Consider the following 17994-nt stretch of genomic DNA (forward strand, 5'->3'; position numbering starts at 1 on the left):
AATTCCACCCTAGGCATGAGACAGCCAATGACTTCTCCCAACATCACCGTCGAACAGGGTATCCAGGCCGCAGGCGTGGGCCGGTTCCAGTATCGGCTCTTCGTCATCTTCGGCATCGTCTGGCTGGCAGACGCGATGCAGGTCCTCTCCATCGGTTTCAGCGCTCCGTCGATTGCGGCGACTTTCGGAGTTTCCCTGCCGACGGCACTGCAGACCGGCACGCTGTTCTTCGTCGGCATGATGATCGGCGCATTCGTATTCGGTCGGTTGGCCGATCGCATCGGCCGGCGGCCGGTGCTGTTCATGGCGATCGTCATCGATGCGATCTGTGGCGTCGCCTCGGCCTTTGCGCCGGATTTCCAGTGGCTGCTGCTCCTGCGTTTCCTCACCGGCGTGGGCGTGGGCGGCACGCTGCCGGTGGACTACACCATGATGGCCGAGTTCCTGCCGGCGGCGCGGCGCGGGCGCTGGCTGGTGCTGCTGGAATCGTTCTGGGCCATCGGCACCATCCTGCTGGCGGTGCTGGCCCTGCTGGCGGTCTCGCATGGCGACGAGGCCTGGCGCATCATCTTCTTCGCCACCGGCCTGCCCGCGCTGATCGGCGTCGTGCTGCGTTTCTACATCCCGGAATCGCCCATGTACCTGAACAAGACGGGCAAACCGGCGAAGGCGCGTGCCGTGCTGCAGCGCGTGGCCAAGGTCAACCGCTCGCCGAACACCATTGCCGCGCTGCAGCCCGACCAGATGGAGAGAACCTCGCTCTTCGCGTTGTTCGGGCCCGAAGTGCGGCGTCGCTCGCTGAGCCTGTTCCTCGCCTGGATGCTGATCTCGATGGCCTACTACGGCGTGTTCGTGTACCTGCCCATCAAGATGGCGGGGGAGGGCTTTGGCTTCATGCGCGGCCAGGTCTTCCTGATCGTGCTGGCTCTCGTGCAGTTGCCCGGCTTTGCACTCTCGGCCTATGGCGTGGAGAAGTGGGGCCGGCGCCCGACCCTGATCGGCTTCCTGCTGCTCAGTGCGGTGGGTTGCATGCTTTACAGCCTGGGCACCTCGCCGGTGGTAGTGATCGGCTCGACCATGCTGCTCAGTTTCGCCTTGCTGGGCACGTGGGGGGCGCTGTACGCGTTCACCCCCGAGGTTTATCCCACCGGGCTTCGTGCCAGCGGCATGGGGATGGCCGGTGCCATCGCCAGGCTGGGCGGGCTGCTGGCGCCTTCCCTGATTGCGCCGGTGATGGCCAGCCATTTCACGCTCTCGCTGGCCATGTTGTCGGCCATCCTGGTGATGGCGGCGGCAGCCATCTGGAACGTCGATGTCGAGTCCCGCAACCGGGCCCTGGACTGAACCACGGGCAGATGCATCCCCCTCTTTCATCTCATCACGACAGGATATGCAATGAAGAAATACCGAATCGGCCAGATTGTCCCAAGCTCGAACATCACGATGGAGACCGAGATTCCGGCGCTGCTGCGAGCCCGCGAACTGGTCGCCCCCGAAGAGCGCTTCACCTTCCACTCCTCGCGCATGCGCATGAAGCACGTGACCAAGGATGAGCTCTCCAAGATGGACGCCGCCAGCGACCGCTGCGCGCTCGAACTCTCCGATGCCAAGGTCGACGTCATGGGCTACGCCTGCCTGGTGGCCATCATGTCGATGGGCCTGGGCTACCACTGCGCCTCCAAAGAGCGCCTGACGCAGGTGGTGCGCGGCAACGACAGCGACGCCGCCGTGGTCAATTCCGCTGGAGCCCTGATCGACGCACTCAAGGCCATGAAGGCACGCAGGATCGCCGTGGTCGCACCCTACATGAAACCGCTGGCGCAAATGGTGTTCGACTACATCGCCAACGAAGGTTTCGAGGTGGTCGACAGCCGCGCGCTGGAGATCCAGGACAACCTGGCAGTTGCCGCGCACGATCCGATGAACCTGCCGGGCATCGTGCAGACCATGGACTATGCCGACGCCGATGCCATCGTGCTCTCGGCCTGCGTGCAAATGCCCTCGCTGGCAGCCGTGCAAGCCGTCGAGGCCGCCACCGGCAAGCCGGTCGTCACCGCAGCCATCGCCACGACATGGTCCATGCTGCGCGCGCTGGGCCTGTCCACTACCGTGCCTGGCGGCGGCGCGCTGCTCTCGGGCATCTACTAAAAGGGGAGAAACACATGCAGGGCTACCACATCCATGCCAATGGCATCCGCCAGCATCTGATCCATTACGCGGGGCAAGCGCCGCAGTTGCCACAGCTGCTGCTGGTGCCGGGCATCACATCCCCGGCCATCACCTGGGGCTTCGTCGCCGAGCGCCTGGCGGCGCATTTCGATGTGCACGTGCTGGACGTGCGCGGACGCGGCCTGAGCGAGGCGGGCGACCTGGACTACACGCTCGACGCAATGGCCGATGACGTCATCGCGCTGGCCGAACGGATGCAAACCCCCATCGTGCTCGGGCATTCGATGGGCGCGCGCACCGCCATCCGGGCGGCGCGTCGCAACCCGGCACCGCTCTCGGGCCTGATCCTGGTCGATCCGCCGATGTCCGGCCCGGGCCGGCGCCCCTATCCCGCCAACTGGGCCTGGTATGGCGACTCCATCCGCGTGGCGCAGAAGGGCTGTGGCATCGAGGCGATGCGCAAGTTCTGCTCGACCTGGACCGACGAGCAGGTCCAACTCAGGGCCGAGTGGCTACACACCTGCCAATGGGGTGCCATCCGCATCGCCTTCGACGGTTTTGCCACCGACGACATCCATGCCGATCTGCCACACATCCAGCTGCCGATGCGGCTGGTCCAGGCGGGTGGGGCGACAGTGGTGCTGCCCGAGGACGTTGCCGAATTGCGGGCGCTGGCTCCGCACATCGAAGTGCGCCGGGTGGAGAAGGCCGGCCACATGATTCCCTGGGACGACCTCGAAGGCTTCCTGGCCGCCGTCCAGGACTTTTCGGTCTGACCACACTTGACGCATTGGAGGTTTCCGACCATGGACCACGCAAGCTTTTCCGAAATCTGCCTGCATCAACTCAGGATGTCGGGGGTGCGCTCCGGCGAGCGCCTGATCGTCCTCACGCAGGGCAACAGCCGGTTGGACTATGCCGACGCCTTCATGGCCGCCGGCCAACGCCTGGGCGCGCAGATGTACCACATGCGGCTGCCCGCGCCACTGCCCACCGACGGCTGGTCGGTCGGCGTCACCGGCCTGGCAGCCATGCCGGATGCGGTCGAGGCGCTGAAAAACTGCGACATGTTGATCGACTGCATTTTCCTGCTGTTCTCGAAAGAGCAGTTTGCCATCCAGGCCGCCGGCACCCGCATCCTCACGGCCGTGGAGCCGCCCGAACTGCTGGCGCGCATGCTGCCTTACCCCGAGCTGCGCGAGAAGGTCGAGATCGCCGCCACCCTGCTGGAGCAGGCCAAGGTCATGCGCATCACCTCGCCGCACGGCACCGACGTGACTTACCGCCTGGGCACCTACCCGACCATGGCCGAATACGCCTGCACCGACACGCCCGGCCGCTGGGACCACTGGCCCTCGGGCTTTGTCTTCACCGGCGGGGATGATGATGGTGTCGATGGCCAGATCGTCGTGTCGCCCGGCGACATCCTGCTGCCGCAGAACCTGATGGTGCGCGAGCCCATCACCTACACCATCGAGAAAGGCTGGATCACCGACATCCGCGGCGGCCTGGAAGCGCAGATCGTCAAGGCCTACATGGAGAGTTTCAATGATCCGCGCGGCCGTGGCATGAGCCACGTCGGCTGGGGCATGAACCCGCAGGCCAAGTGGCATAACTTCGTGCCGGGCGAGTTCCCCGGCGGCATGGGCATGGAGCCGCGCAGCTTCTATGGCAACGTGATGTTCTCCACCGGTCCGAACAACGAACTGGGCGGCCCCAACGACACCGCCTGCCACCTGGACATCCCGATGCGCGGCTGCTCTCTGTTCCTCGATGATGCGCCCGTCGTGATCGACGGGGACATCGTCGTCAAGGATATCCAGATGGCACGCCGCTGACGCCGCGCGTCTTTGCCACCGCTTCCGGATTGACCCGTCACATCAGAGGATTCCATGTCTCAAGAACAAGTGTATGCCGCCGCAGGCTTCGGCCAGCCCGTGCCCCGCGGTCAGCGCCCGGCGATCATCGTCGTCGATTTCTCCTACGGCTTCACGGACCTGCAGTACCCGACTGCATCGGACGCCGCCGCGCAAATGGCTGCCACCAAGCGGATCTGCGACCAGCTGCGCAGCAAAGGCTTTCCGGTCATCTTCTCGACCATTGCCTACCACCCTGGCGAGATCCAGCGGCTGGCCTGGCTCCGGAAGGCCGGCGGCATGGCCGCCTTGCTGGAAGGCAGCCGCCTGGTCGAGATCGATGCGGCCACCGGCATCCAGCCCGGCGACGTGGTGGTGACCAAGAAGGGCGCCTCCTCGTTCTTCGGATCGACATTGGCGGCGCTGCTCACCGCCGCCGGCACCGACACCTTGATCGTCGCCGGTGCCACCACGTCGGGCTGTGTGCGCGCCACGGTGGTCGATGCCGTGCAATCGGGTTTCAACGTGCTGGTGCCCAAAGACTGCTGCGCCGACCGCGCCCAGGCTCCGCATGAAGCCAACCTCTATGACATGCAGCAGAAGTATGCCGATGTCACTGACTCCGGCGAGATCCTAGAATGGTTGCAAACCCTGTGACGGCGCTTGCCGCCGCCGAGGATTGCGCTGCCTGAAAGTCTCCCATGCACTACCGCACCGATGAGCCCCTTCCTTTTGAGAGGGACCCTTTCTCTGCCATCGTCTCGCCGCGTCCCATCGCCTGGATCAGCACGCGCGGCCGCGATGGCCGGGAGAACCTGGCGCCTTACTCGTTCTTCAATGCCGTCGCCTACGATCCGCCGCAGATCGTGGTGGCCTCGGTAGGCCGCAAGCCTGACCGTGAGCAGGGCAAGGACACCTTGTCGCTGGCGCGCGAATCCGGCGTTTTCTGCGTCAACATCGCCGGCTACGAAGACCGGGAGGCGCTCAACCAGTCGTCCGCGCCGTATCCGCAAGCCACCGATGAAGCGGCGCTGCTGGGTTTGGCCACGGCTCCCTGCCATGCCATCGAATGTTCGCGCCTGCTCCATGCCCCGGCGTCCCTGGAGTGCCGCCTGCTGAACGTGATCGAGCTGGAAGGGCCGTCGAACTTCCTGATGCTCGCGCGCGTGGAGGTGGTGCATCTGCGCGACGAGTGCCTGACGCCGGAAGGCCGTTTCGACGTCTGCCGGTACCGGCCGCTGACCCGGCTGGGCTACCAGGATTTCGCGTCGATCGACCAGGTGTTCACCATGAAGCGGCCCAAGGCGTGAGCAGCGCGTTTCACGTTTGAGGCAGGCGGGTGGGCCGCCACTTTGCTTACGAGAGCTTGCGCAGCAGCGCCAGCAGTGTTTTCTGTTCCTTCTCATTCAATGGGGCCAGTGTGTCGCGGCTGATGTGTTGCATGATCGGCTGCGCCTTCGCCAGGATGCGGCGGCCCTCCGGCGTCGTCGACAGAATGTAGCGGCGCCGGTCTTTATGGTCTTGCCGGCTTTCGATCAGGCCGCGCTCTTTCAGCCGGGTAACGACGCCCTTGGTTGTCGCGGCATCCATGGCCACCAGCCGGCCCAGCGCATTCTGGGAGATGGGGCCCGGCTCGGTCGCCAGGCGATACAGCGTCGAGAACTGCATGGGCGTCAGCTTGCACGGGTCATGCGCGTTGCAGATGGCGATGTGGTTCTGGTAGGCCTTTCTGAGCAGATAGCCGACCTGATCGTCCAGCCGGTAACCGGGAGAGGACAGGGATTCTTCCATGGTGATCATCCTGGGGTGTGGGTGCGGCAGGCGGCCGGGTAGCATGCGTGTGCGTTCATTCCGACCCAGTTTACCCAATCAACCCATCCAGAAAACGCAGCCGAGGCTGCGTTTTTCATGGGTGCGGGGGCTCCGTGTGTGATGCATGTGACATCACACTGTAAAAATCACATGTAAAAATGAAAAACATCATTCGATCCATTGATGCTTACATGTAATGTCACATAGAATGCAGCCATGGAACGCAAGTCTTCAGCCCACTACCAGCGTCTGCATCGCCAGCGATTGCGGGAGAAGGGCTTGATCAAGAAGGAATTGTGGGTGTTGCCGGAGTACACGGCAGACCTGCTCGCGGTGGAAAAGCTGATGCGTCAGCCGCGTGGCGCGCAACCATTCATCAAGGAGGGCATCATGAGCACGACGACACCCTGGACCATTGACACGTTGCACGAGGCACTCGGGAGCAGTCCGCTCGGGCAGAGCGAGACCGTCACGCTGGAGCTACTCGATGGCGCCGAGGCCAGCCTGCTGATCACGATGGACGACTATGGCGAGCTGCCGCTCTTTCTGGCGGTGGCCGGCGGCCAGATCGTCGTCGAGGCGTACCTCTGGCCGGTCGGGCAGATCCGTGACCGCGACGCCTTCAATGAGCAGGTGCTGCGCACGCAGAAGCTGTTCCCGCTCTCGACCATCGGCATCGAGAGCTTCGCCAACGGCGAGGCCGCCTACATCGTGTTCGGCGCACTCAGCGCTTCTTCCAGCCTGGCCAATGTGATCTACGAGATCGAGACCCTGGCCGACAACGTGATCAAGATCACCGAGGCCTTCGAGCCGGCGCTGCGCCAGGGCGCGGTATGAGGCCAGGGACTGGCATGGCAACGACAAATCCCCCGCATTCATCGCATAGGAGAACAGCATGACCGTATGGAGCAAACTCATCACCGCGCTGCGCGGCGGCGCCCACGAGGCCGGCGAAGTCCTGGTGGATGGACAGGCGCTGCGCATCCTCGACCAGGAAATCCGCGACGCCGATGCCGATCTGCGCAAGAGCAAGGAGGCGCTCGCCGAGATCATCGCCAAGGAAAAGCTCGCACGCGGCCGCTACGAGCAGACCGTGGCCAGAATCAACGAGTACGAAGCCTACACCGTCAAGGCGCTCGACAGCGGTGATGATGCCCTGGCCATGGAAGTGGCCGGCAAGGTCGCCTTGCTCGAGGCTGCGCGCGACGAGGAGAAGGGCCAGGCCGACCAGTTCACCGCCAGCGCCACGCAGCTGCGCCACGCCATCGCCCAGGCGGAGGCGCACATCAAGCGCCTCAAGCAGCAGGCCGATACCGTCAAAGCCACCGAGAACGTGCAGCGCGCCCAGGCCACCGTGGCCGAACGCTACAGCGGCTCCGAGTCGCGCGTGCAGACTGCGCTCGATTCACTCGAGCGCATCAAGCAGAAGCAGGCCGAACGCGGCGCGCGGCTGCAGGCGGCGGCGGAGCTGGCCAGCGAGGGCACGGATGATGCGCTCGATGCGAAGCTGCGCAAGGCCGGCATCACACCGGATGCGCACAGTGCATCGGCGGTGCTGCAGCGCCTCAAGGCGCAGCGCGGCGCCGCGGCGAACACCGACAAGCCGGCCGAATGAGCGGGCTGCGCGAACTGGCCGGGCGAGCCTGTGCAGTCGTTGGACGGGCTTGCGGTGGATGACCGCCGCGAGCCTTCGGGCCGGGTCATCCGGGCATTGGGTGAGATGGGTGCTGGAATATAGTGATTGATTCCTGTTTCCTCTCGATGTGCGCGCTGGCGGTCCGCTGCGCCCTCTAGAATGGCCGCTGGCGCCAAGGCCGGACGGGCGCGCCTTGCCTGCCTGGCGGGACAGGTGCGTTGCGCACATTGCACGCATCACACGCATGATGGAGATCGGTATGGGAGTGTTTCTGCAAGTCGTACTGGGGTTTCCCACGGTCATCTTCACCGCGCTGCTGGCCTTGGTGCTGTTGTACTGGCTGGTGGCCGCCAGCGGCCTGCTGGAGCTGGATGCGCTCGACCACGCGTTGCTCGGCGATGGCGGTGACGGCCTGGACGCCGGTGGCCTGGCGGCGCTGCTCAACAAGGTGGGGCTGGGGCGGGTGCCGCTGACCATCATCGTCTCGCTGATCGTGCTGTTCGGCTGGGTGGCCAGCTTTGCCATGGTGCGGTTGCTGGTGCCGCAGACGGGGCTGGTGCTGCTGCAGTTCGTGATGGGTGCGGCGGTGTTCGCGCTGGCACTGCTGGCCGGGCTGTTGGCCACCATCGTGGTGCTGCGCCCGGTGCGCGCGCTGCTGGCCAGGGTGCCACCCGAAGAAAGCAAGGTAGTGCTCGGCCGCGTGGGCGTGGTGCGCAGTGCCAGCGCGACACCGCAGCAAGGCTACGCTTCGGTGGAGGACGGCGGTGCCGGGCTGGTGCTGCAGGTGCGCACCATCAAGGGCGAGCTGCCGCGCGGCACGCGCGTGGTGCTGATCGAGAAGCTCGACGACCGCCAGGCCTGGCGCGTGGTCAGCGAAGAAGAATTCACCGGCCTGTGACGGCTGGTGCTGTCTGGCGCTGTGGCGCGGGCCCGGGGTGTTGCGATTTCGGTTTTTTCATTTGTTGTTTGACGGATCGAGCTAGGACAGGAGAGAAGACATGGAGTGGTACATATTGCTGGGCGTGGTGGTGGCTGCCATCGTCATCGTGGTGGTGGGCTTTCTCGCCGCGCTCAAGGCCTTCTACATCAAGGTGCCGCAGGGCACGGCGCTGATCATCAATGATTTGTCGTCGCAGCCCAAGGTGCGCTTCACCGGCGGGCTGGTCTGGCCGGTGATCCACAAGAAGGAGTTCATGAAGATCTCCCTGATCACGCTGGAGATCGACCGGCGCGGCAAGGAGGGCCTGATCTGCCGCGACAACATGCGCGCCGACATCACCGTGGCTTTCTACCTGCGCGTCAACGAAACGCCCGAGGACGTGCTCAAGGTCGCCAAGTCCATCGGTGTGGATCGCGCTTCCGACAAGATTGCCGTCAACGAGCTGTTCAATGCCAAGTTCTCCGAGGCGCTCAAGACCGTCGGCAAGCAGATCGACTTCGTCAAGCTGTTCGAGAACCGCCAGGATTTCCGCGACAGCATCATCCAGGTCATCGGCGAGGATCTCAATGGCTATGCGCTCGAGGACGTGGCCATCGACTATCTGGAGCAGACGCCCAAGACCTCGCTGGACCCGAACAACATCCTCGACGCCGAGGGCATCCGCAAGATCACCGAGCTGACGGCCGCGCAGAACGTGGTGACCAACGAGCTCGAGCGCAACGAGGAAATGGCGATCACCAAGAAGAACGTCGAGACCAGGGAGGCGCTGCTGGCGCTGGCACGCCAGCAGTCCGACGCCGAGGCGCGCCAGAAGCGCGAGATCGCCACCATCCAGGCGCGCGAGGAGGCCGAGACCCGCAAGGTTCAGGAGGAAGAGCGCCTCAAGGCCGAGCAGGCCCGCATCGCCACGCAGGAGCAGGTCGAGATCCGCGAGGAAAACCGCCTACGCGAAGTGGAAGTGGCGCAGCAGAACCGCCAGCGCGCCGTCGTCATCGAGGTCGAGAAGGTCACCCGTGCCAAGGATCTGGAGATCGTCTCCCGCCAGCGCGAGGTGGAACTGCAGCGCATCGAGAAGGAAAAGGCCCTCGAGGTCGAGAAGGCCAACATCGCCAACGTGATCCGCGAGCGCGTCGCCGTCGAGAAGACCGTCGCGCAGGAAGAGGAGCGCATCAAGGAAGTGCGGCAGGTCTCCGAGGCTGACCGCCTCAAGCAGGTGACCGTGCTGGCCGCCCAGGCCGAGGCCGAGGAGTCCCTGGTCAAGCAGGTCAAGAAGGCCGAGGCCGACGAGGCGGCGTCACGCCACAAGGCGGTGGAGATCACCGTGGTGGCGCAGGCCGAACTGGAAGCGGCGACGCAGACCGCCGAGGCCAAGAAGCGTCTGGCCGAGGGCATCCAGGCCGAGCGCGCCGCGCCTGGCCTGGCCGATGCGCGAGTGCGCGAAGTCAGCGCCGCCGCATTGGAAAAGGAAGGCCTGGCCCAGGCCAGGATCACTGCCGAGAAACTGATTGCCGAGGCCAAGGGCCTGGAAGAGCAAGGCCTGGCCGAAGCCCGCGTGATCGACGCCAAGGCCGATGCCATCGAGAAACAGGGTCTGGCCGAAGCCAAGGTCGAAGCCGAGAAGCTGATCGCGATTGCCAAGGGCACGCAGGAGCAGGGCTTGGCCGAGGCCAAGGTGCTCGAGGAGCAGTTGCTGGCCAAGGCGCGCGGCGAAGAACAGGTCGGCGCCACGCAGGCCAGGGTCACCACCGAAGTCGGTCAGGCCGAGGCCGCGGTGCTGCGCCAGAAACTGCTGGCCGAGGCGCAGGGCCTGGCCGAGAAATTCGCCACGCTGGGCAACCTCAACGACACGGCCCGCGCGCACGAGGAATTCCGCCTGCAGCTCGAGAAGAACTTCGAGCAGGCGCTCGCCGGCATCGACGCCAGCAAGCACATCGCCCGCGAGCAGGCCGAGGTACTTTCGTCGGCGCTGTCCAAGGCCAACATCGACATCGTCGGTGGCGAGGGCGCCTTCTTCGACAAGTTCGCCAAGGGCCTGTCGGTCGGCAAGTTCCTCGAGGGCGCGGCGGGCAAGAGCCCGATCATCGAGGAACTGCTGCAGAAGTTCGTCGGCGGCAACAAGGCCGGCGACGTGTTCAAGGCGCTGGGCGGTGCCGATGCGTCCCGCGTGGACGGGCAGTGACCGGACCAACGGCGTCATTGAGTAGCAGGGTACGGCTGCTGTGAGCGCATGGCATGCGATAAGCCGCCACGCCGTTGAATCGGGTGGCGGTGGCAAGAAGGCTGGAGCATGTATCTGCTCCCGTGCCCTTCATGAATCGCGCGGGGCTGACGTGGCGGCGCTGCTGCCCGGCAGCACCATGCTGCGGCGGCAGTCGCACTGTACGGGAGGCTTCAGCAGGCCGTCAGGGCCGCAAGGGCTGGCCCGGCTCGACCACGCCCTCATTGACCAGCTCGTCGAGCTGGTGCTGGCGGCGGCTGACACTCTCGGTGGCGGCCATCACCACGCGGTTGCGGCCGGCGGACTTGGCGGCATACATGGCGGCATCGGCGCGCGAGATCATGCGCATGTAGTCGGGGTGGCCGTCGTAGGCGGCCACCCCGATGCTGACGGTGATGGTGATGGCCTGGTTGGCGCCGGCCGGCAGCGGCGTGGCGCTGATATGCTGGCGCAGAGCCTCGGCGATGGTGCGCGCCTGCGCGGCGCTGACCGAGCCGAGCACCACGATGAATTCCTCGCCGCCGAGGCGGAACACGTAGTCGCTGCCACGCGTGTGGCGCGTCAGCGTCTCGGCGACGAACTGCAGCGCACGGTCGCCGGTTTCGTGACCATGGCGGTCGTTGATGTCCTTGAAGTGATCGAGGTCGAGCAGGGCGATGGCAAAGCCGCTGGTGCTGCGCGCGGCCAGCTCGATCTCGCGGCGCAGCACGGTGGGCAGGAAGCGCCGGTTGAGCAGGTTGGTCAGTGCGTCGGAGCCGGCGTCGAGCTCGCCGACGCGCTCGAACAGCGTGGTCAGCAGGCTGCGGATCGAGTCGAGCCGCTCGCGGATGGCGCGCAGCGTGCCCAGGCGCGAGGCGCCCGGGGCGCTTTGCGCCGGGTCCTTGAGCAGCGCGTCGATCTCGCCGATGAGCGAGAGGATGCGCGAGCTCTCCGGGCTTTCGCCCAGGCTGGGAATGCCCTTGTGCAGCAGCCAGAGGCAGAATTCCGATGCCGCCAGCGGCTGGGTGTGGATGGCGCTGCCGATGCCATCGCTGGTCATGGCATAGAGCAGGTTGTTCTCCCAGTCGAGCAGCAGCGCGCGCTGGCGTTCGCGCTCGGTGCCCATGTTCTGCATCAGCGAGAACAGGCGGTAGGCGGTGTCGGTGTGGGAGGACTGCTCGTTGGCCTTGGTGTAGGCCTGCGTCATCACTTCGAGCGCAATGTCCATCGAGATGTTGCAGCGTGCCGTGGCCGCAGCCTGCAGCGCCGCGTTTGCGCCCGCCAGTTCGGCAATGTGCTGTTGCAGCCGCAGCCGCAGTTCGCGAAAACCGCGCGTGACCAGATCGACCGGGATGCCGATGCGCGCATGGGCGATGCCGACGTGGCGGTTGACGGCGGCCAGCCGCGCGGTGTCGTCCGGCTGGGCCAGCAGCAGGTCCGCCAGCCAGCGCTGCAGCGAGGGCTTGAGGTGGTTCTTGACCTGTTCGCTCGAGAGGAAGCGCGCGGCGCGGGCATCCTCGAACAGCGCGGCGTAGAAGTGGTCCGAATAGGCGTGCAGCGGCGCCTTGGCAATTTGCGCCAACAGTTCGCCACTGTCGCTGCTGGCCTGTCGCAGCCACTCGCTCCAGGCGCCTTCCGGCGTGGGGGCTTCGTGGGGAGAGGGGAGAGAGGTCATTGCGACGAGGAATCGGAAAAATTTCGCCAGTATATGGCAGCGTGCCACTGCGGTGGCCGCGCCGCGCGGCCACGCCGGCCGTGCTTTACACATGAGGAACGAGACGCATCATGACTGCCAGACCCACAGAATCCGAGGCCCAGCAGGGCGCGCAGGCAGCCGTCGACCTGGCCGTTGACCAGGCGGTCGCCAGCGGTGGTGCCTATGAAGTCCTGCAAAAGCGTCTGGCCGAGCAGGGCGGGGCGCTGCGTTCGATTGCCGCTGAGCTCAATGCCCGGCGCCTCGAGGAGTTCGGCAGCAGCCACATGGAGTTGCTCGGGCGCCTGCGCGTGCGCACCGAGAACAATTGCGTGGGCCGCGACATCGTGCAGGTGGGCGGCTGGCTGCTGTTCGGCTACAACGTGTTCATCGGCCTCAAGCAGCAGACCCGCGTGGAGGACGTGTTCGCGCTCTATCGGCTGGAGGAGGGCGAGCAAGGCTACGACGTGGTGCCGGTGGACATGGCGCAGAGCTTTCTGGGCCAGCAGAGCTTCGTGCAGGACTTCACCGAGCTTTACACCTATTACAAGGGTGCGCGCCTGCTGCAGCTGATGTTCAAGGAGGGCAAGCTGCTGGCGAGCTTCCAGATCGGCGAGCGCCTCTCGGACATCCGGGTGTTCCGCTGGTCGGTCTCGGCCGACGGCCAGAACATTCGCTACATCGACAACCGCGGCGAGCGCGATGTGAGCCTGCCCGCGCCATTCGATTTCGAGTGGACGCGCACCGGCCGCGAGGACGTGGTGCAGGGGCGGCACCCGCACATCAATGTGCTCGACACGGTGTTCATCGACACCGTCGGCGGCGACCTCACCGTCAAGATCGAGAACAACACCAACGATGGCCTGGGCATCTGGCGTGAGGCGGTGCAGGACGCCACGCAGTCGCTCGACGACGCGCAGATCGAATACGCCAAGGTCGGCAGCCTGATCCTGCTCAAGATCCTGCCCTACCGCGAGGAACGCTGGAGGTATCTGGTCTACAACACGCTGACGCAGAAGGTGGTGCGCAACGATGCGATCGGTCTGGCCTGCATCCAGCTGCCCGAGGACCACGGCATCATCTTCCCCGGCGGTTACGTGCTGCAAAACGGCGAGCAGCACGCCTTCGGGCAGAGCATGGAGGGCATGCGCTACCGCCGCGCGCTGCGCTCGCCCAATGGCGAGGACGTGCTCTACATCTTCTACGAGCCGGGCAGCGGCCGCATCGCGCTCTTCACCTACAACCTGATCGAGCGGCAGCTGCAGCCGCCCATCATGGGCCACGGCTATGCACGGCTCGACGATGGCCGCATGGTCATCTTCAGCAGCGAATCGAACGAGCCCACGCGCATCCACCCGATGCAGATCTGGCGCACGCCCTTTGCCACCGAGGAGTTCGCCGCCAGCCAGCCCGTCAAGGACACGCCGCTCGGGCGCATCGGCAACGCCGAGCTGGTGCGCGGCATCTCCGAGCTCTACAGCCTGGTGCGCGAGATCGACGCCGAGGAAGTCTCCAGCCGCCGCTACGAACGCCTGATCGACAGCACGCGCCGGCTGTTCGAGCGCTACCACTGGATGGAGCAGGGTGGGCACTTTCAGCGCCTGCCCCGGTTGTTGCACGAGATCGTCGCCAGCGGCGAGGCGGTGCTCGACGAATATGAGAAGGTCGAGAGCATCCGCGCCGACACCAGCCGCCAGATGAACGAAGCGGCCACGCGCCAGCGCAGCCTGCTTGCCGAGATCCGCCGCGGCGACTGGCGCCAGGCGCGCGATTACGTGCAGGCGCTTGGCCAGATCAGCCAGCAGCGCGGCCGGCTGATGAGCATCGGCGAGTTGCGCTACGTCGATGGCGGCGCGGTCGATGCCATGCAGGCCGAGCTGGAGGCCGCCCACGCCGACGTGGCCGCGCGCACCGCCGCCTTCCTCGCCGATGACGAAGCCCTCAAGCCTTATGTGGAAGGGCTCAAGGCGCTTGATGAGCAGGTGCAGAAGGCCGAGACCACCCCGCAGGTGGGCGAGCCGCTGGCGGGCATGCAGGCCATGTCGGCCGAGCTGGACACGCTCTCGGAGCTGATGGCCGTGCTGCAGGTCGACGACCCGACGCAGCGCACCCGCATTACCCATGGCATCTCGGAGATCTACGCGGCGCTCAACCAGAGCCGCGCGCGGGCCGAACAAAAGCGCCGCGGCATGGGCGCGGCCGAGCAGGTGGCGCAGTTTGGCGCGCAGTTCGCGCTGTTCGGCCAGAGTATCGCCAGCGCGCTGGCACTGGCCACCGACCCCGAAAAATGCGATGAACAGCTCGCGCGCCTCCTGGTGCAGCTCGAGGAGCTGGAGAGCCAGTTCGGCGAGCATGAGCAGTTCCTCGGCGACATCATCGGCAAGCGCGAGGAGTTGCTGGAGACTTTTGAATCGCACAAGCAGGCGCTGCTCGACGAACGCCAGCGCAAGGCGCAGGCCGTCTTCGATGCGGCGCTGCGCATTCTCGAAGGCCTGCCGCGCCGTACCGAGCGCATGGACAGCCAGGACGCGCTCAATGCCTTCTTCGCCGGCGATGCACTGATCCTCAAGCTGCGTGAACTCGGCGAGCGCCTGCGTGCGCTGCACGACAACGTCAAGGCCGACGACCTGCAGGCGCGCCTGGGCGGCATCCGCGACCAGGCCGTGCGCGCGCTGCGCGACCGCAGCGACCTCTTCGAAGGCGGCGGCAGCGTCATCCGCCTCGGCCGCCACCGTTTTTCGGTCAACACCCAGGCGCTGGACTTGACGCTGATGCCGCGCGGCGATGCGCTGAATTTGCACCTGGTCGGCACCGACTACATGGAGCCGCTGCAACTGCCCGAGCTGGCCGAGCTGCGCGAGTATTGGGATGTCTCGCTGGAATCCGAATCACCCCAGCTCTACCGCGCCGAATACCTGGCACTGCAGATGCTGGAAGCCGCGCGCGGCCAGCGCGTGGCAGGCGAGACCAGCGCGGCGCAGGGCGATGGCGCCAAAACATTCAGCCGCGACCAACTGGTGGCACTGCTGCCCAAGCCCGACGAACTGGTGCGCGCCGTGCGCGAGTTTGCCGCGCCGCGCTACCGCGAAGGCTATGAGCGCGGCATCCACGACCACGATGCCGCGCTGATCCTGCAGGCCCTGTTGCCGCTGCAGGAGCAGGCCGGCGTGCTGACCCACGACGCCCAGGCGCGCGCACTGGCCGTGCTGCTGTGGAACGAGCTGGAAGCCGGCAGCGACAACGTCTTCAAGATCGCCGCGCAGGCCCGCCACTGGCCCGCCCGCGCGCAAAGCGCCGCCACGCTGCGACGCCTGCTTGCCAGCGGCGATGCGCACGACGCGCTGGTGCGCGAGATCGCGCAGGCGCTGGTGCATTTTGCCCAGGGCAACCAGCTGACGCACTTCACCGGCGACGCCCAGGCACCGCTGGCGGCCCTGGCCGAGCAGGGCGCTGAGTACCTGGCCGAGGAACTGGCGCAGCCCAGCCCGCGCCTGCACTTCTCCAACCATGCCGCCGCGCTCCTGCAGGCCTTGCGGGAGCGGGTGCAGGAGGGTGGCCATGGAGGACACTGGGCCGGGCTTGAACAGGCCCTGCACGATGCCAGCCAGCCGTTGGCCGCGCGCTTCGCGCTGGCGCTGGACTGGCTGCGCGCCCTGGCGCGGCAGCCGCAGCAGGTGGCCAACGCCGCCTACGCCACCGAAGCGGCGGCGCTGGCGCTGCTGCATGCCGAACTGCCACACCAGGTGCTGCAGGTGAACTTGCGCAGCCGCATCCAGGGCTTGCTGGGCCAACACCCGCGCATCCATGAAGGCACGCTGGAGCTGGGGGTGGACGACTTCTCGCGCCGTGCCCACTGGCACACCAGTCATTTCGTGCCCGGCCTGCACCGTTACCAGCAACTGCGTCATGACATCCTGGCCCGGCAGCGCGATGCCATGCGGCTGGACGAATTCAAGCCCCGGCCGCTCGCCAGCTTCGTGCGCAACAAGCTCATCAATGACGTGTATCTGGGCGTCATCGGCGACAACCTCGCCAAGCAGATGGGCACCGTCGGCGAGAACAAGCGCACCGACCTGATGGGTCTCCTGATGATGATCTCGCCGCCCGGCTATGGCAAGACCACGCTGATGGAATACGTGGCCAACCGGCTCGGCCTCATCTTCATGAAGATCAACGGCCCCGCCCTCGGTCACGAAGTGCGCAGCCTCGACCCCGCGCAGGCACCCGACGCCACCGCTCGCCAGGAGCTGGAAAAGCTCAACCTTGCGTTGGAGATGGGCAACAACATCATGCTGTATGTGGACGACATCCAGCACACCCACCCCGAGTTCCTGCAGAAGTTCATCTCGCTCTCGGATGGCACGCGCCGCATCGAGGGCGTGTGGCGCGGCCGCACCCGCACCTACGACATGCGCGGCAAGAAGTTCTGCGTCGTCATGGCCGGCAACCCGTACACCGAATCGGGCGAGGTCTTCAAGATCCCCGACATGCTGGCCAACCGCGCCGACGTCTACAACCTCGGTGACGTGCTCGGCGGCATGGAAGAGACCTTCAAGCTCAGCTACATCGAGAACAGCCTCACCAGCAACCCCGTGCTGGCGCCGCTGGCGACGCGCGACCTCAAGGACTTGTACCTGTTGGTCGGCAAAGTGCAGGGGCGCGAATTCTCGTCGAACGAACTCAGCCACGACTACAGCGCCGCCGAGCTGCGCGAGATCGAGGCCGTGCTCGAACGCATGCTCAAAGTGCGCGAGGTGGTCTACCGCGTCAACCAGCAATACATCGCCAGCGCCGGCCAGGCCGATGCCTACCGCACCGAGCCCCCCTTCAAGCTGCAGGGCAGCTACCGCAACATGAACAAGCTGGCGGAGAAGATCACCAGCGTCATGAACGAAGCGGAAATGCAGCAGCTGCTGGATGACCACTACGCGGGTGAATCGCAACTGCTCACCACCGGCGCGGAAGAAAATCTGCTCAAACTCGCCGAACTGCGCGGCCACATGGGTGAAGAACAGCAGCAACGCTGGCAGGAGATCAAACGCAACTTCCAGCGCGCACAAGCCATTGGTGGCGCGGATACGGACACCGGCGGCAAGATCGTCGCCCAGCTCATCGACCTCGTCGAAGCCACCCGCCAGGCCGCCGCACTCGAGGCCGAGGCAAGCCAGCAGCCAGCAGCACCTTGGGCCGACCTCCTGGCCAGCCTGCAGCAACTGGCCGCCGTGCAGGAGCAGAGCAGTCAGGCGCTGGGCCACACGGTAGGCGAAGCCCTGCGCCACACCGCGCCCAAGGCCCCGGAAGACACGGATGCCCAGGCAGCGCAGGCCGACCAGGCCTCCCGCCTGCTGGCCGCGCGCGAACTCGGCAACCTCGTTGCCAGCGCCCTCCAGCCGGTGCAGGACCACCTCGCCAACAACCGCCGCCAGCAGCTCGGCCTGCACCGCGTGCTGCTGCAGATCGCCACCGCGATTCAGGAGCAGTTGGACATCCTCAGCCGCACGGCACAAGCCCAGAGCGGCGAACGCCTGCGCCACACCGAGGTGGTGGACAAGGCGTTTGAGCGGATGAACAGGGAGGACGAATGATGGTCTTCGGGCCACGGTCCAACGCGCTGTATCTGTCAGGATTAGTCATATGTTGATACATTTGAGGCGTTGAGGTTGAGGTGGCTCTGAGCGGTCGTGTTCCATC

Annotated in this window: 13 protein-coding genes; 11 read left to right on the top strand and 2 right to left on the bottom strand. The window is 65.8% G+C overall.

Features of this window, described 5'->3' with window-relative positions; translation table 11 throughout:
• Positions 1-27 precede the first annotated feature (27 nt).
• From EV687_RS16070 to EV687_RS16095, 6 genes are read left to right on the top strand one after another with little or no spacing between them, the layout of a single operon-like run.
• Positions 28-1344 carry an MFS transporter gene (locus EV687_RS16070; protein WP_122229176.1) on the top strand — a complete coding sequence of 439 codons (1317 nt, stop codon included), beginning with the start codon at positions 28-30 and terminating at the stop codon, positions 1342-1344.
• A gap of 51 nt (positions 1345-1395) precedes the next feature.
• Positions 1396-2148: a maleate cis-trans isomerase family protein gene (locus EV687_RS16075; RefSeq protein ID WP_479723372.1), complete on the top strand. Its 753-nt coding sequence runs from the start codon at positions 1396-1398 to the stop codon at positions 2146-2148.
• Between the two features lie 14 nt (positions 2149-2162).
• Positions 2163-2945 (top strand): alpha/beta fold hydrolase, encoded by a 783-nt coding sequence (locus tag EV687_RS16080; protein WP_122229174.1) that lies wholly within the window; start codon positions 2163-2165, stop codon positions 2943-2945.
• 30 nt (positions 2946-2975) lie between these two features.
• Complete coding sequence (locus EV687_RS16085; RefSeq protein WP_122229172.1) at positions 2976-4007, top strand: 2,5-dihydroxypyridine 5,6-dioxygenase NicX family protein; 1032 nt, start codon at positions 2976-2978, stop codon at positions 4005-4007.
• 54 nt (positions 4008-4061) lie between these two features.
• Entirely contained in the window at positions 4062-4682 is a 621-nt protein-coding gene (locus tag EV687_RS16090) for an isochorismatase family protein (RefSeq protein ID WP_122229170.1), read from the top strand.
• A gap of 44 nt (positions 4683-4726) precedes the next feature.
• A complete protein-coding gene (locus EV687_RS16095; RefSeq protein ID WP_122229168.1) occupies positions 4727-5335 on the top strand; it encodes a flavin reductase family protein in 609 nt (202 codons plus the stop codon).
• A gap of 46 nt (positions 5336-5381) precedes the next feature.
• On the opposite strand, the gene EV687_RS16100 is transcribed toward EV687_RS16095, so the two are convergent.
• Positions 5382-5816 (bottom strand): MarR family winged helix-turn-helix transcriptional regulator, encoded by a 435-nt coding sequence (locus EV687_RS16100; protein WP_207226482.1) that lies wholly within the window; start codon positions 5814-5816, stop codon positions 5382-5384.
• 237 nt (positions 5817-6053) lie between these two features.
• On the opposite strand from EV687_RS16100, the gene bacA reads away from it, so the two are divergent.
• The 4 genes from bacA (at position 6054) to EV687_RS16120 (ending at position 10592) form a co-directional block, all read left to right on the top strand.
• Positions 6054-6674: a biofilm formation regulator BacA gene (gene bacA / locus EV687_RS16105; protein ID WP_122229164.1), complete on the top strand. Its 621-nt coding sequence runs from the start codon at positions 6054-6056 to the stop codon at positions 6672-6674.
• A 58-nt stretch (positions 6675-6732) separates the two neighbouring features.
• A complete protein-coding gene (locus EV687_RS16110) occupies positions 6733-7452 on the top strand; it encodes a PspA/IM30 family protein (protein WP_122229162.1) in 720 nt (239 codons plus the stop codon).
• 280 nt (positions 7453-7732) lie between these two features.
• Complete coding sequence (locus tag EV687_RS16115) at positions 7733-8371, top strand: ubiquinone biosynthesis protein UbiH (RefSeq protein ID WP_122229841.1); 639 nt, start codon at positions 7733-7735, stop codon at positions 8369-8371.
• 100 nt (positions 8372-8471) lie between these two features.
• A complete protein-coding gene (locus EV687_RS16120) occupies positions 8472-10592 on the top strand; it encodes a flotillin family protein (RefSeq protein WP_242612678.1) in 2121 nt (706 codons plus the stop codon).
• Between the two features lie 223 nt (positions 10593-10815).
• Here the strand turns inward: EV687_RS16120 and EV687_RS16125 are convergent, their stop codons facing one another.
• Positions 10816-12285, bottom strand: a complete 1470-nt coding sequence (locus EV687_RS16125; protein WP_162846602.1) for a GGDEF domain-containing protein — start codon at positions 12283-12285, stop codon at positions 10816-10818.
• Between the two features lie 110 nt (positions 12286-12395).
• Between EV687_RS16125 and EV687_RS16130 the strand changes: the two genes are divergently transcribed.
• A complete protein-coding gene (locus EV687_RS16130; RefSeq protein ID WP_122229158.1) occupies positions 12396-17888 on the top strand; it encodes a DNA repair ATPase in 5493 nt (1830 codons plus the stop codon).
• Positions 17889-17994: the final 106 nt, after the last annotated feature.

This window comes from Corticibacter populi, from assembly GCF_004217315.1.
In the GTDB taxonomy this organism is placed as follows: domain Bacteria; phylum Pseudomonadota; class Gammaproteobacteria; order Burkholderiales; family Burkholderiaceae_C; genus Lampropedia; species Lampropedia populi.